Here is a 14,281-nt window from a genome sequence, read left to right as displayed (position 1 = left end):
CGGCGGCTTGAGGTTGGCCGCGCAGCGCGCGTACAATCGTTCAACGCGTACGCCTAACTATTCGCTCGAGCCATTTTTAGGGATAAAACCAATTGTAATGATCGCGCCGAACTGATCGGTTGCGTCCGACCCGACGCGATCATAGTCTCCCGTGTGACACCGGGGAGCAAAATGATGATCGAGTGGATGGCATTGCTGATGACGTTCTCGGTGCCGCAAGAGGCACCGAGCACGCCGCAGCCTACGGAAGCGGCTGTCGAGTACGGCCCCTACTTCGTGTTCTTCGGGTTCGACTCGAGCGCGATCGACCGTGATGGCGACGCGATCCTGATTCAGGTCGTCGAGGATTATCGATCTGCAGGAAACGCGCCGTTGACGCTCACCGGGCATACCGATCGTGCGGGAGCTTCGGCCTACAATCAGCGGCTGTCCAAGCGTCGGGTCGACGCGGTGCGCGATCGCCTAATTGCGCTTGGTGTCGCGCCATCTCACGTCACGATCGGGCCGGATGGCGAGGGCGAACCCTTGATAGAAACTGCCGACGGCGTGCGCGAGGCGCAAAACCGGCGCGTTGAAATTCATTTCGATTGATGGCGCAACCGCGCCTAAGCTGAAGTGTTGGCTCCCGAAAGGGAGACTGAAATGCGAATCCACTATTTGATGACCGGACTGGCCGCCTTGGGGCTGACGGCCTGTGGTGGCGAAACGGAGCCATCCAAGGAGCAAGCTCCTGTAGATTTCGTCGATCCATATGATGCGGAGATTGTCGATGCCAGCGGCTCGGCGATCGGCACCATAGCGGTATCGGAAGACCCCAATGGGACGACCTTGCGTGTTTCAATCGAAGGAGGTCTCTCCGAAGGAATGCATGGCGTCCATCTCCATGAGACAGGCCTATGCGAGACACCCGATTTCAGTTCGGCGGGCGGCCATTGGAACCCGACTTCGAAGGAACACGGTCGGGACAATCCGCAAGGTTCACATGTCGGTGATCTCGCGAACCTAGCCATCGATGCAGAAGGCGCGGGTAGTTCGACCTATCTCGTCAGCGTGCTGCGCAATGGCACGGGGCCGACGATGGCCGACGACGATGGTACGGCTCTCGTCGTCCATGCCGGACCCGACGACTATCAGACCGACCCGTCAGGCGATAGCGGTGCGCGTGTAGGCTGCGCAGTGCTGTCGGCGCCGCAAAGCTGACTATTTGGCGGGTGACATCTCGGCAGGCTTTTGAGCCTTCGTCGACTTCCGCTTGAGCATCGGAGCAAGATAGGAGCCGGTAGCGCTTTCCTTGCACTCCGCGACTTTCTCAGGCGTGCCAGTGGCGACCACCGTTCCTCCGTTCACGCCACCACCGGGACCAAGGTCAAGGATGTGGTCCGCGGTCTTGATGACGTCGAGATTATGCTCGATCACCACGACCGTGTTTCCCTGCTCGACCAGAGCGTGGAGGACTTCGAGGAGCTTTCGCACGTCTTCGAAATGCAGTCCCGTCGTCGGCTCGTCGAGGATATAGAGAGTGCGACCGGTTGCGCGTTTGGAAAGCTCCTTGGCGAGCTTGACGCGCTGCGCTTCGCCGCCGGATAGGGTGGTCGCCTGCTGGCCGACCTTGATATAGCCGAGACCGACGCGGCGCAGCATCTCCATCTTGTCACGAATGCTGGGCACGGCCTTGAAGAATTCCACGGCGTCCTCGACCGTCATATCCAAGACGTCGGCGATGGACTTGCCTTTGAACTTCACTTCCAGCGTTTCGCGATTGTACCGCTTGCCGTGACAGACGTCACAGGTGACGTACACGTCGGGAAGGAAGTGCATTTCGATCTTGAGAAGACCGTCGCCCTTGCACGCCTCACAACGTCCGCCCTTCACGTTGAAGCTGAAGCGTCCCGGCTTGTATCCGCGAGCACGGCTTTCGGGAAGGCCGGCGAACCAGTCGCGGATCTGGGTGAACGCACCGGTATAGGTCGCAGGGTTCGAACGCGGCGTACGACCGATCGGTGACTGGTCGATATCGATGACCTTGTCGAGATGATTGAGCCCGGTGATCTTGTCATGCTTGCCGGAGAGGATGCGCGCGCCATTCAGCGAACGCGCGGCGGCGGCATAGAGCGTGTCGATCGTGAAGCTCGACTTGCCCGAGCCTGACACGCCGGTGACGCAGGTGAACGTGCCGAGCGGGATCGACGCGGTGACTTTCTGAAGATTGTTTGCCGTGGCACCGTGAACGGTCAGCTTATTGCCCGAGCCCTTACGCCGCTTGGCCGGGACCGCAATTTCGCGACGGCCCGACAGATAATCTGCGGTCAGGCTCTCTTCGCAGCTGAGTATCTCATTGAGGGTGCCTGCACATACTACTTCGCCCCCACGCACGCCCGCACCTGGACCCATATCGATCACATGGTCGGCCGTGCGGATGGCATCTTCGTCATGTTCGACGACAAGCACGGTGTTGCCGAGCGACTTCAGCCGTTTGAGCGTCTCCAGCAATCGGTCATTATCCTTCTGATGCAGCCCGATGCTGGGTTCGTCGAGCACATATAGCACACCCGAAAGGCCCGAGCCGATCTGGCTGGCGAGGCGGATGCGCTGGCTTTCACCACCCGATAGCGTGCCGCTCTTGCGGTCGAGATTGAGATAGTCGAGCCCGACATTATGAAGGAAACCGAGCCGTTCGTTGATCTCCTTGAGGATCGCGCGCGCGATGTCCTGCTGCTGCGCAGTCAGCTTGTCCTCTACGCTCAGGAACCAGTCACGCGCATCGGCGACCGACCGGCGGGCCGACTGGCTGATATCCTCGCCGGCGATCTTCACCGATAGCGCCTCGGGCTTGAGGCGTGCGCCGCCACAGCTCTCGCAGTCGTGTGCTGCCTGATACTTCTCCAGCTCCTCGCGCATCCAGGCGCTCTCGGTCGTGCGCATCCGCCGTTCGAGATTGCCGATGACACCCTCGAAGGGCTTCTTCACTTCGTAGCTTTTCTTGCCGTCGACGAAGCGGAGCACGACGGGCTTGCCCTTGGTGCCGTAGAGGATCACCCGCTTGGCTTCCTCGTCTAGGTCGATCCAGGGCTTGTCGAGGCTGAACCCGTAGGCACGCGCCAGGCTTCCCAGCACCTGCATATAGTAAGGCGAGGGCGGCTGGCTCTTCGCCCATGGCACGACCGCACCCTTCTTGATCGATAGGCTGTGATTGGGAACGACGAGATCCTCGTCGAACTCCATTCGCTGTCCCAGCCCGTCACAGGCCGGGCACGCACCCTGCGGCGCATTGAACGAAAAGAGACGCGGCTCGATTTCCTCGATCGTGAAGCCCGAGATGGGGCAGGCGAATTTCTGCGAGAAGACGAGGCGACCCGGAGGCGCATTGTCGAGCTTCATGCCCGAGCCGGTAGCCGCATCCTCGGGCGGATCGACCGGATCGAGATAGGCAAGACCACCCGAAAGCTTCAGCGCGGTTTCGAAGCTGTCGGCGAGGCGAGCCTCAATGCCTTCCTTGATCGCGATACGATCGACGACGATCTCGATATCGTGCTTGTATTTCTTGTCGAGCGCGGGCGCGTCTTCGATCGGATAGACCTCACCGTCGATGCGGATGCGCGTGAAGCCCTGCTTCTGCCAGTCGGCAATTTCCTTCTTATATTCGCCTTTGCGCCCGCGGATCACGGGCGCAAGCAGCAGGTGGCGCGATTTGGCGGGCAGCGTCATCGTGCGGTCGACCATCTGGCTGACCTGCTGCGCTTCGATCGGCGCGCCCGTCGCGGGCGAATAGGGGACACCGACGCGCGCCCACAGCAGGCGCATGTAGTCGTAAATCTCGGTAACCGTCGCGACGGTCGAGCGCGGATTCTTGCTCGTCGTTTTCTGCTCGATCGAGATGGCGGGGGAGAGCCCGTCGATATGCTCGACGTCGGGCTTCTGCATCATTTCGAGGAACTGGCGCGCATAGGCCGACAGGCTCTCGACGTAACGTCGCTGCCCCTCGGCATAGATCGTGTCGAAGGCGAGCGAGGACTTGCCGCTCCCCGACAAGCCGGTGATGACGGTCAGGCTCTCGCGCGGGATGTCGATGTCGACACCCTTGAGGTTGTGCTCGCGCGCGCCGCGGACGGAGATATTGGTCAGCATCGGACCTATTTGTTCCATATTTGTTCGCAGCGTGCAAGATGCGCGCAGCTAAGAAGTGTGGGAAATGAACGTGTCAGGCCAATTGGGGGTCCCCACGAGGTCATTCAAGACCGGCCAAAGTCTGCAGCGCCCCGTTCGCCTCCGTCCGACCCGCTGCGACCCGCCCTCCGATCTTTCTTGAAATTCGCGCCGATCAGACCGATATTGTCCCTCGACAACAGCGTTTTTTACGCCCTCGGGCGAAGGAGAGAGAATGGCTAACCAGTTTGACGAGCGCACCCAGACGGGCGGTTTCGACCCTACCGTTTCGGTCGGCGTACCGCGCGCCGCGCGCGATGCGGGGCTGCGCAAATATATGCTCAGCGTCTATAATTACATGGCATCGGGCGTCCTGCTCACCGGCATCGTCGCGCTGCTCTTCTACAGCTCGGGCATGGCCGCGCAGGTGTTCCTGGGCGGCGGCATCCTACCGTGGGTGATCATCTTGTCGCCGCTTGCGATCATCATCGCCATGAGCTTTGGGCAGAACCGCATGTCGACCGGTACGCTCCACATGCTTTTCTGGGGCTTCGCCACGCTGATGGGTCTCTCGATGAGCACCATTTTCCTGGTCTATACCGGCGTGTCGATTGCCCAGACTTTCTTCGCAGTCGCGGCGGCCTTCATGGGCCTCAGCCTGTGGGGCTACACGACCAAGAAGGACCTCAGCGGTTGGGGCACCTTCCTGATCATGGGTGTCGTCGGCCTCATCATCGCGATGCTGCTCAACGCGTTCGTGTTCCAGTCGGGCGCGATGAGCCTCGCCATTTCGGCGATCGGCGTGCTGATCTTCGCCGGCCTCACCGCCTACGACACGCAGAAGATCAAGAGCATCTATCGCCATGTCGCGCATAGCAGCGACCTGATGAGCCGCGCGATCATCATGGGTGCGCTGAACCTGTATCTGGACTTCATCAACATGTTCCAGTTCCTGCTCAGCTTCATGGGTGGACGCGAATAGCGATTAATCCTGGCGAAAGCTTGGATGATGGAGGGTCGGTACTGTCGGTACCGGCCCTTCTTTTTTGTGCCTTCCACCGACCGGTTCGTCGAAATTGCGTAACAATTCAGGCTGCAAGAACGGATAAGAGAACGACACGCACCGAGAGGAGGCCCGCCATGACGCGACTCATGATCACCCTGTTGATGGGGAGCATGATGGGGGTTCCTTCCGCTGCTTCGGCCCAGGATTTGGCCGGTTCCATCCCCCTCGGCGGCGTCCCCCAATCCAATCAACCGACGTCGGCTAGGGCCGATCGCAGCCTTGCTGCGGATGTCGAAGAGCAGCTCATCCTGTTCGAATTCGAGCGGCACGATCGAATGACGCTTCCCGTTTCGATGGGAGGACGCGACGACCTTAAATTCATGATCGACACGGGCGCGGAGCGCAGCGCCATTTCGCAGGAAGTGGCGGATGAAATGGGGTTGCGCGAAACGGGCCGGAAAAAGGTTGTCAGTTTCGCCGGGACGACGATCGTCCCTGCAGTCGTTGCCCCGACCATTGCCCTCACCGATAGCCAGCATCGGAGCATGGAATTGCTGACCTTCGGACGTCGGGCTATCGGGGCAGACGGTGTTCTCGGGATCGACAGTCTCCAGGACAAGATCGTCACCTTCGACTTTGCCAACCAGCAAATGCGAATGCGACCGAGTACGGGCAAGCGCCAGTCGGCCGGCAATCGTGAGATCGCGGTGGCGCTCGACGAGCGCGACGGGCGCATGATCATCTCGAATGCGAAGATCGACCGGCTCAACGTCGACCTGATCATCGACACGGGCAGCGCGGTTTCGGTGGGCAATTATGCATTGCGCGACGAATTGCGCCGACGCGGCAAGCTAGACGTCCTTACAGAGGGCGTGATGCTGACATTCACGGGGCAATTGGTGCCGGTCGAGATGGGGGTCGTGCGCAATGTCGACGTCGACGGCTTTACCATCGCGCGCATGCCGGTCGCCTTCGTCCAGTCGACGTCCTTTTCCTACCTTGGCTATGCCGACGAGCCGGTTCTCTATTTCGGGATGGAGGCGATGCGCGCCTTCCAGCAGCTCGAGATCGATTTCGCCAGCAAGCAGGCGCTGTTCAAGGCGCGCGACGTGCCGGGTTTCAACTCACGCTCGACATGGTTCATCGAGCAGGAGCAGAAGCGCAACCGCGAGCGTGTCGCGACCGAGCGATCGCCGTCGCCGCCGCAATAACAATCAGCCGATCGGACGCGCCGATCCGCGCTGCCATTCCTGGTAGCGATCGATCGCCTTCGACACTTTCAGGATGCGCTGCCGTGGATCGAGCACGACGCGAGCACGTGGATCGGGCAGCGTGATCGTCTCGCTTCCCCCCGTCATCGCGAGCGTTTGCGGCGCGCCATCCACGGTGATGTCGACAGGCATCGGGAAAGCGATGTCGCCCGGCACTTTCCACGACACGGTCAGCTGGTTGCCGTCACGCTCGGTGACGAGTTCGGGCAGCGCCGCGCCGTAGAGATAGACGTCGAAGAACCAATCGAGATCGCGGCCCGATTCCTCTTCCGCAAATTGCTGGAATTCGGCGCTAGTGCCGAAACGCGGCTTGAAATTGCCGGGCTGAGGGTCGGGGCGTCCGTAGACGAGGCGGCGGGTCGCCATGTTGAAGGCCTCGTCGCCGATCAGCTCGCGAAGCGTGTGGAGGACCCAGCTTCCTTTGGCGTAGATATCGCTTGCGGGACCCCCCTTGTCGATTTCGTAGACTTCATGCTCGATTTTGGGGCTGTTCGAGACGATCGGCGCGCGGTTGAGCAGGCCGCTGCGCTGGTTCGACATGGCCTTCAGATAGGCCATCTCACCATCGCGCCAACGCAGGTAATAAGGCTGCATGTAGGCGCCGAAGCCTTCGTGGATCCACATTTCGTCCCAGTTGCGGTTGCTGACCTGGTTGCCGAACCATTCGTGCGCCAGCTCGTGATGGAACAGCCAGTCATAGCCCTCGGGCGTCTTGGTGTAGTGGTTGCCGTAGGCGTTGATCGTCTGGTGCTCCATGCCGAGATGCGGAGTCTCGACCGCGGCGAGCTTTTCGTCGGCGAAGGGATAGGGGCCGACCTGGCTTTCGAAGAAATCGATGACGTCGGGCCATTCGGCGAACAGCTCTTCCGCTTTCTCCTTGTTGCCTTCGAGATACCAGAAATGGAGCGGGATCGTGTTGCCGTAGCGGCTGTCGTAGCTGCCGCGCAGCTCCTCGTATGGCCCGACATTGAGCGCGACGTTGTAACTGTTCACCTGGTTGGATTTCCAATGCCAGGTAACCGTTCCGTCGTCATTTTCGTCAATGCCCTGCAGCACGCCGTTGGCGGGCGCGCTCAGGCCTTCGGGGACGGTAATGTGCAGCTCGACCGTCTCGAACTCCGACATGGGATTGTCGTAACAGGGCCAGAAAAGGTCGCAGCCTTCACCCTGGACCGCGGTTGCGATCCACGGCTTGCCGTTGTGCGAGGACCAGACGAAGCCCCCATCCCACGGAGCGCGGCGGGCGACGTGCGGCTTGCCTTCATAGGCAATCGCGATTTCGAGCGTGTCGCCGACGTCGAGCCGTTCGGGAAGCGCGAAGCGAAGCTGCCCGTCTTCATGCACATAATCGGTGACGGTGGTGCCGTTCACCGTGAATTCGGTGATATCGTAGCGTGGGTCGAGGTCGACCTGGAAATTTTCGATGGGCCGGGTCACGTCGAGGCGATGGACGGCGCGTGCCGCAATCGCCTTCGCTTTTGGATCGATGTCGAAGCTGAGATCGGCGTGGGTGAAGCGTACCGACTGCTGGTCCTCGCTCAGCAAGCGTCCCGACGCCTCGGTGCCCTCGTCGAGCGGGGCGGGCGGTGTCGGTTTGGTCAGGAACAGCGCGAGGAAGACCGCGGCGAGGAGGGTGATGATCGCCCATGGCATCCAGTCGCGCTCTTTGCCTGTCGTCTCGCTCATTCTGTCCCCCTGTTCATGCGGTCGGCAGGGAAGATGAACGCGATCCGCTCCGGCTGGCAAGAGCGCTTTCGACCAGCGGCGGTCAGCCCTGCGCCTGCGCTTCTTCAATCAGCTTGGTGTCGATCGCTTTGGCGGCCTTGTAGGCCTCGCGCCCCGTCAGCCGCGACGCGTAGGCGTGGAAGCTGTCACGCTCGGGCAGCGAACCGAACTGCATGCCCCACGTCACGTGCGACCCGACATAGACATCCGCCATCGTAAAGCGGTCGCCGCAGACATAGTCGCTGTTGGCAAACTTCTTTTCGAGCACGTCGACGACGAGGTCGTAATGGCCGTATCCGACCGTCCCGCGCTTGGACGGGTCGTCGGGTATCTCGAACCCCAGCGCCTTGTTGCTGATCGCCTGTTCGAGCGGACCGGCAGCATAGAAGAGCCAGCGGAAATAGTCGGCTTTCTCTTGATCGTTCGGGAGCAATCCGGCTTCGGGGTGAGTCTCCGCGAGATAATGGCAGATGGCCGCGCATTCGGTGACGACCTGGCCGATATGCTGGAGCGCGGGCACCTTGCCCATCGGGTTCACGTCGCGGGCATAGTCGCCCTTCATTTCCTCGCCATAGCCGACGATGCGCTGCTCATATTCCGCGCCCGCCTCGTGCAGCGCCCAGCGCGCAATCTGCCCGCGGCTCATCGGGTTGGTGTAGAAAATGATCGACATGGCTCGCCCACCTATTGCCGCGCCTCGGCGCTTTCGTCGCGGACCGCCTTAAATTCGCTGCCCTCGCCCCAGTTGGGCCACATGCCTTCGTTGGCGAGCCGCGTTCCGACGCGATGGAGTAAGAGGTTGTCCTCGACGATCCCCTCGAAATTCCAGTCCGACGACCATTCGTCGTCGACCTGGTGATAGAGCTGGCTGACATATTGGCTGGCAAGCTGCGCCGAGCGCTCGACGCCGCCTTCCTCAAGGTCCTGCCCCGACTTGAAGCTCACCGCCGGCACGCCCGCCAGCGCGAAGGCGAAATGGTCGGAGCGGAAGAAGCCGCCCGCCTCGGGCCGCGGGTCGGGAGTAAAGCTCTTGTCCATCTTGCCAGCTTCCTCGATCAGCAGGTCGAGCAGCCCGAGCTTCGCCGTTCCCGAAATCGAGAAGTCGTTGGCCCGCCCGAACACGCCCTGGCTGTCGGTGTTGAGCACGCCGACCGTCTTTTCGAGGCTGTAGAGCGGGTTGGCGGCATAATATTTGGCGCCCAGCAGCCCGCTTTCCTCCGCGCCCACGGCGAGGAACACGATCGAGCGTTCCTGCGGCCCCATCTCGGCGAAGGCGCGCGCCTGCTCGATCAGCATCGCGGTGCCCGTCGCATTGTCGAGCGCGCCATTATAGACGACGTCGCCCTCCTCGTTGGGCTCGGGCTCAATGCCCAGATGGTCGTAATGCGCGGTGTAGAGCACATATTCGTCGGGGCGCGATTTGCCCTCTATAATGCCAACGACATTCTTGGTCGTGATCTGCTCGAGCTCGGCGAGCAATGTCGCGTCGAGCGTCACGCCCAGCTCCATCGGCTGGAAATCCTTGCGCCGCGCCTTGGCCTTGGCTTCCTCCAGCGTGGTCCCGGCATGGCTGAACAGCCGCCCGGCGAGGTCGCTCGAAATCCAGCTTTCGAAGCCGGTATGCGCCGCCTTGGGGTCCTCGCGCACGATGTCGAGCGTCTCGTCATTGCCGTTGGCGACCACGTTCCAGCCATAGGAGGCGGGCGCGGTCTCATGAATGACCATCACGCCCGCAGCACCGCGCCGCGCGGCTTCCTCATACTTGTAGGTCCAGCGGCCGTAATAGGTCATTTCCTTGCCGCCGAAGTCGCCTTCGCCGCCCTCGAAGTCAGGGTCGTTGACGAGAACGACCATAATCTTGCCTGCGATATCCTCGTCCTTGAAATCGGACCAGCCGCGCTCGGGCGCGTGGGTGCCGTAGCCGACGAACACCAGCGGCGCGTCGGCGATCTGGACGTGCGCCTCGCCGTTGACCGGCGCGCGCACCGCGAGGTCGGTATTCTGCACGAGGTCAAGCGTCTCGTCCCCGAAATCGAGGCTCGCGAGCGGTTCGTCGACCATGGTCGAGCGCGCCAGCACCACGTCTTGGGTAAAGCTGCGCAGTCCCGTTTCGTCATAGTCGCCGCCCGGCTGCGCCCCCGCCATCGCCAGCGCGCCCGAGATATAGCCGACCGCCTTATGCTCGCCCGGCGTCCCCGGCGCGCGGCCTTCATAATAGTCCGAGCTCATCGTGCGCACGTGGGTCGAGATGCGCTCGGCATCGAATACGGGATCGTGCGCGAGGGCAGGGGTGGCAAAGGCGACGAGCGCGGTGGCGGCGAGAAAGCGGGACATGAGACCTCCGGATACAAGAACGGCGAGACCATAGCGGCCCCGCCGTCCCTGTGAAGCCCGAAGCGACGCTTTAACGATCGCCTCGCTCATACGTGGAGGAGACGATCCGATGGCACCTGATATATGCCGGGTGCCACCGGGAACCGTCCCGACGTTACCCGCCCGGATGATCGATGCTGTCGACGGCCTTGCTGACGAGGATATTGACCGCGACACGACGGTTCAGGGCCTTGCCCTGCTCGGTCGAATTATCCGCGGCCGGGTCGGCTTCGGCCATTCCGGTCGGGGTCAGCATGCGCCACGGCGCCCAGCCGCACTTCTGTTGCAAGTGGTTGACGACCTTGCCGGCACGCTTCTCGCTCAGCACCTGGTTATAGTCCTCGCTACCGACCGAATCGGTATAGCCGACGACCAGCAAGAGCGCATTGTCGATCGCCTCGGCCTCGGCCGCCGCAGCGCAGAGCTGGGTTTGATGTTCCGGCGAAATGGCCCACTTGGCCGTGTCGAAATAGACGTCGGTCGTGGCTTTGATGTTGTACTGGTCGATGTCGCCAAAACGGCCGCGAAGGGCCTCGGTCGCTGCCGCGTTTTCGGCAATGGCGGTATCATGCTCGCCAAAGCGCTGCGCGGTTCCGTTACGGATCATCGCGGCGGTCTCGAGATCCTTGTTCGAAAGCTTGACGCGGGTCGCGATCAGACCGCCGCCCCATTGTACCGTCTTGACCTTGACCGGCAGCCCGTTGAGCAGCGAGTCCGCAGTCAACCTGTCTTTGTCGAGCCCGAGGAAACCGCCTTTTGACCGGATTTCGGTGGCCGGCGCGACGAGAACAGTCGTGTTGGCACCGTTTTCGCCCGTGATTGCTAGCTGCCCGCCGCCGCGTGCAGCGATGAAACCCTCGACTTCAGGGCCTTCGGGCAGCCCTTCCAAGGTCGCCGGCAATTCACCATTGATCGTGATCGGGTCCATGCCCTCGACGTCCTGGGCGGAGACCGCAGTGGCCGGGATGACCATCGCAGTCATAAGTACGGATAGCTTTAATCGGTTGAAACTATTCACAAATCTCGCTCCTTAAAGTGATCGTCGTGCCGCGTGGACGACACGAATTCTGCCCCGTTTGGCCGCCCGACTGTTCAACCTACCCTTGCTGGCAGATGAACGAGACTCGGGCCCGTTTAGCGGTCGTTAAATTTACGGATGTTGCGGGCTTGAAGAGCGGCAAGCCGTTTGTGATGGCGGATAGCACGACCTTTCGTCGGCAGCTTTGGGCTGCGCTCACGACGCGAATGGCTTGCCGCATTCCTTTGAGTCAGAGCGCAACGCTTCAGTCGCTCGCGATGGATCGGCGACAAACCTCCGCTCATCAGGACGGTTATTGCTGCCGGGTGGTCCGGCCCCGCAGCTAGTCTTCCGACTTCGCCGCCTTGTCCTCGGCCTTCTTTGGCGCAGCTTTCTTCTTCGCGGCCGGCTTTTTCTTTTTCGCCGGCGGTTTGCGCTTGGGCTTGGGCGGGGTGGGGACGATTTCGAACGCCGGGGCGCCGTCCTTGATGTGGACGTTGACCTCGCCGCCGTCGACCAGCTTGCCGAACAGCAATTCCTCGGCCAGCGGCTGCTTGATCTTCTCCTGCACCAGGCGGGCCATCGGGCGCGCGCCGTACAGCTTGTCATAGCCCTTATCGACCAGCCACTGACGCGCATCGTCGTCCAGTTCGATATGCACGTCGCGATCCTGGAGCTGCAGTTCGAGCTGCAGGATGAACTTGTCGACCACGCGCTTGACCACGGCGGGCGGCAGGTAACCGAACGGCACGACCGCATCGAGGCGGTTGCGGAACTCGGGGGTGAACATCTTCTTCACCGCATCGTCCTGCGCGTCCTCGCGGCTGACATTGCCGAACCCGATCGATTCCTTGGCCATGTCGGTGGCGCCGGCATTGGTGGTCATGATCAGGATCGTGTTGCGGAAATCGACCGTCTTGCCGTGATGATCGGTCAGCGAGCCGTTATCCATCACCTGCAACAGGATGTTGAACAGGTCCGGATGCGCCTTCTCGATCTCGTCGAGCAGCAGCACGCTGTGCGGATGCTGGTCGACCGCATCGGTGAGCAGTCCGCCCTGGTCGTATCCGACATAGCCCGGAGGCGCGCCGATCAGGCGCGAGACCGCGTGACGCTCCATATATTCGGACATGTCGAAGCGCTGGAGCGGGATGCCCATGATGCTCGCCAGCTGGCGCGCAACCTCGGTCTTGCCGACGCCGGTCGGGCCGGAGAAGAGATAGTTGCCGATCGGCTTGTCGGGATCGCGCAGCCCCGCACGGCTCAGCTTGATCGCCGATGACAATTTCTCGATCGCCAGGTCCTGACCGAACACGACGCGCTTCAGGTCCTGCTCGAGCGTTTCGAGCACGCGCTTGTCGTCGCTCGACACGCTTTTCGGCGGGATGCGCGCCATGGTCGCGACCACCGCCTCGATCTCGGCGACGTTGATGGTCTTGCGCCGCTTCGACACGGGCTTGAGCATCTGCATCGCGCCGACCTCGTCGATCACGTCGATCGCCTTGTCGGGCAGCTTGCGGTCGTTGATGTAACGATCCGACAGCTCCACCGCGCTCTTGATCGCATCGGGGAGGTAGCGGACGCCGTGATGCTCCTCGAAATTGGGGCGCAGGCCCATCAGGATCTTGATCGTGTCCTCGACCGTCGGTTCGACGATATCGATCTTCTGGAACCGGCGCAGCAGCGCGCGATCCTTTTCGAAATGGTTCCGGAATTCCTTGTAGGTGGTCGACCCGACGCAGCGGATCGCGCCCGACGACAGCGCCGGCTTCAACAGGTTCGAGGCGTCCATCGCCCCGCCGCTGGTCGCGCCTGCGCCGATCACCGTGTGGATCTCGTCGATGAACAGGATCGCCTCGGGCATCTTTTCCAGCTCGGTGACGACCTGCTTGAGGCGCTCTTCGAAATCGCCGCGATAGCGCGTGCCCGCGAGCAGCGCGCCCATGTCGAGCGCATAGATGACCGCGTCCTGCAGCACGTCGGGGACATCGCCCTCGACAATCTTGCGCGCGAGCCCTTCGGCGATCGCGGTCTTCCCGACGCCCGGATCGCCGACATAGAGCGGGTTGTTTTTCGAGCGGCGGCACAGGATCTGCACCGTGCGGTCGACCTCGCTGCCGCGGCCGATCAGCGGGTCGATCTTCCCGTCCTTGGCCTTCTGGTTGAGGTTGACCGTAAACTGCTGGAGCGCGCTTTCCTTCTTGTCGCCCGGCGCCGCCTTGGTCTCGGTCGGCTGCCCGTCACTATCGTCGTCGTCCGGCCCCTCTATCGCCGACGGCTCGCCCTTGCCGACCCCGTGCGAGATATAGGTCACCGCATCGAGGCGGCTCATGTCCTGCTGCTGGAGGAAATAGACGGCATAGCTTTCACGCTCGGAGAACAGCGCGACGAGCAGGTTGGCACCCGTCACTTCGTCGCGGCCCGAGCTTTGCACGTGCAGGATCGCGCGTTGCACGACCCGCTGGAACCCGCTCGTGGGATTGGGGTCGGTCGATCCGTCACTGACCAGCGCGCCCAGTTCCTGATCGAGATATTGCTTCACCGCGTTGCGCAATTCCTCGCGGTCGACCCCGCACGCATTCATCACCTGCGCGGCATGCTCGTCGTCGATCAGCGCGATGAGCAGGTGTTCGAGCGTCGCATATTCGTGGCGCCGCTTCGAGGCCTCCCCAAGCGCATTGTGCAGGGTGGCTTCGAGTTCGCGGGCGAAACTGGGCATCAAAAATTCTCCTTACGCACCCAAGG

General features: G+C 62.0%; 10 protein-coding genes. 4 read left to right on the top strand and 6 right to left on the bottom strand.

Annotation, left to right across the window (positions count from 1 at the left end):
- The first annotated feature begins 171 nt into the window (after positions 1-171).
- The gene (locus tag KTQ36_RS09340) at positions 172-591 is read left to right on the top strand and encodes an OmpA family protein (protein WP_218633397.1); all 420 of its coding nucleotides are present in this window, start codon (positions 172-174) and stop codon (positions 589-591) included.
- Between the two features lie 51 nt (positions 592-642).
- Positions 643-1,200, top strand: coding sequence for a superoxide dismutase family protein (locus KTQ36_RS09335; RefSeq protein WP_218633396.1), 558 nt, complete (start codon positions 643-645; stop codon positions 1,198-1,200).
- Here the strand turns inward: KTQ36_RS09335 and uvrA are convergent, their stop codons facing one another.
- On the bottom strand, positions 1,201-4,125 hold the full coding sequence (gene uvrA / locus KTQ36_RS09330) for an excinuclease ABC subunit UvrA (protein WP_218633395.1): 2,925 nt from the start codon (positions 4,123-4,125) through the stop codon (positions 1,201-1,203).
- Between the two features lie 253 nt (positions 4,126-4,378).
- Here uvrA and KTQ36_RS09325 point away from each other — a divergent pair, with 253 nt between their 5' ends.
- Both KTQ36_RS09325 and KTQ36_RS09320 read left to right on the top strand, forming a co-directional pair.
- Complete coding sequence (locus KTQ36_RS09325; protein ID WP_218633394.1) at positions 4,379-5,125, top strand: Bax inhibitor-1/YccA family protein; 747 nt, start codon at positions 4,379-4,381, stop codon at positions 5,123-5,125.
- A gap of 158 nt (positions 5,126-5,283) precedes the next feature.
- Positions 5,284-6,360 (top strand): retropepsin-like aspartic protease, encoded by a 1,077-nt coding sequence (locus KTQ36_RS09320; RefSeq protein ID WP_218633393.1) that lies wholly within the window; start codon positions 5,284-5,286, stop codon positions 6,358-6,360.
- A 3-nt stretch (positions 6,361-6,363) separates the two neighbouring features.
- On the opposite strand, the gene KTQ36_RS09315 is transcribed toward KTQ36_RS09320, so the two are convergent.
- The 5 genes from KTQ36_RS09315 to clpA all read right to left on the bottom strand — a co-directional run bounded on the left by KTQ36_RS09315 (position 6,364) and on the right by clpA (position 14,255).
- Positions 6,364-8,106, bottom strand: coding sequence for a M1 family metallopeptidase (locus KTQ36_RS09315; RefSeq protein WP_218633392.1), 1,743 nt, complete (start codon positions 8,104-8,106; stop codon positions 6,364-6,366).
- An 82-nt stretch (positions 8,107-8,188) separates the two neighbouring features.
- Entirely contained in the window at positions 8,189-8,818 is a 630-nt protein-coding gene (locus KTQ36_RS09310) for a glutathione S-transferase family protein (protein ID WP_218633391.1), read from the bottom strand.
- A gap of 11 nt (positions 8,819-8,829) precedes the next feature.
- Positions 8,830-10,479: a M20/M25/M40 family metallo-hydrolase gene (locus KTQ36_RS09305; RefSeq protein ID WP_218633390.1), complete on the bottom strand. Its 1,650-nt coding sequence runs from the start codon at positions 10,477-10,479 to the stop codon at positions 8,830-8,832.
- Positions 10,480-10,633: 154 nt separating this feature from the next.
- Entirely contained in the window at positions 10,634-11,500 is an 867-nt protein-coding gene (locus tag KTQ36_RS09300; RefSeq protein ID WP_218633389.1) for an OmpA family protein, read from the bottom strand.
- A 379-nt stretch (positions 11,501-11,879) separates the two neighbouring features.
- On the bottom strand, positions 11,880-14,255 hold the full coding sequence (clpA, locus tag KTQ36_RS09295) for an ATP-dependent Clp protease ATP-binding subunit ClpA (protein WP_218633388.1): 2,376 nt from the start codon (positions 14,253-14,255) through the stop codon (positions 11,880-11,882).
- Between the last annotated feature and the right edge of the window lie 26 nt (positions 14,256-14,281).

This window comes from Sphingomicrobium clamense (assembly GCF_019264355.1).
In the GTDB taxonomy this organism is placed as follows: domain Bacteria; phylum Pseudomonadota; class Alphaproteobacteria; order Sphingomonadales; family Sphingomonadaceae; genus Sphingomicrobium; species Sphingomicrobium clamense.
Note: the sequence above shows the minus strand (reverse complement) of the source record. Positions and strands in the feature narration are given on the sequence as shown.

Excerpts from the sequence above, each read along its gene's own strand:
- KTQ36_RS09325 (WP_218633394.1), top strand. The coding sequence starts at position 4,379 with ATGGCTAACCAGTTTGACGAGCGCACCCAGACGGGCGGTTTCGACCCT.
- KTQ36_RS09310 (WP_218633391.1), bottom strand. The coding sequence starts at position 8,818 with ATGTCGATCATTTTCTACACCAACCCGATGAGCCGCGGGCAGATTGCG.
- KTQ36_RS09300 (WP_218633389.1), bottom strand. The coding sequence starts at position 11,500 with ATGACTGCGATGGTCATCCCGGCCACTGCGGTCTCCGCCCAGGACGTC.
- KTQ36_RS09335 (WP_218633396.1), top strand. The coding sequence starts at position 643 with ATGCGAATCCACTATTTGATGACCGGACTGGCCGCCTTGGGGCTGACG.
- KTQ36_RS09305 (WP_218633390.1), bottom strand. The coding sequence starts at position 10,479 with ATGTCCCGCTTTCTCGCCGCCACCGCGCTCGTCGCCTTTGCCACCCCT.
- KTQ36_RS09340 (WP_218633397.1), top strand. The coding sequence starts at position 172 with ATGATGATCGAGTGGATGGCATTGCTGATGACGTTCTCGGTGCCGCAA.
- KTQ36_RS09320 (WP_218633393.1), top strand. The coding sequence starts at position 5,284 with ATGACGCGACTCATGATCACCCTGTTGATGGGGAGCATGATGGGGGTT.
- KTQ36_RS09315 (WP_218633392.1), bottom strand. The coding sequence starts at position 8,106 with ATGAGCGAGACGACAGGCAAAGAGCGCGACTGGATGCCATGGGCGATC.
- uvrA (WP_218633395.1), bottom strand. The coding sequence starts at position 4,125 with ATGCTGACCAATATCTCCGTCCGCGGCGCGCGCGAGCACAACCTCAAG.
- clpA (WP_218633388.1), bottom strand. The coding sequence starts at position 14,255 with ATGCCCAGTTTCGCCCGCGAACTCGAAGCCACCCTGCACAATGCGCTT.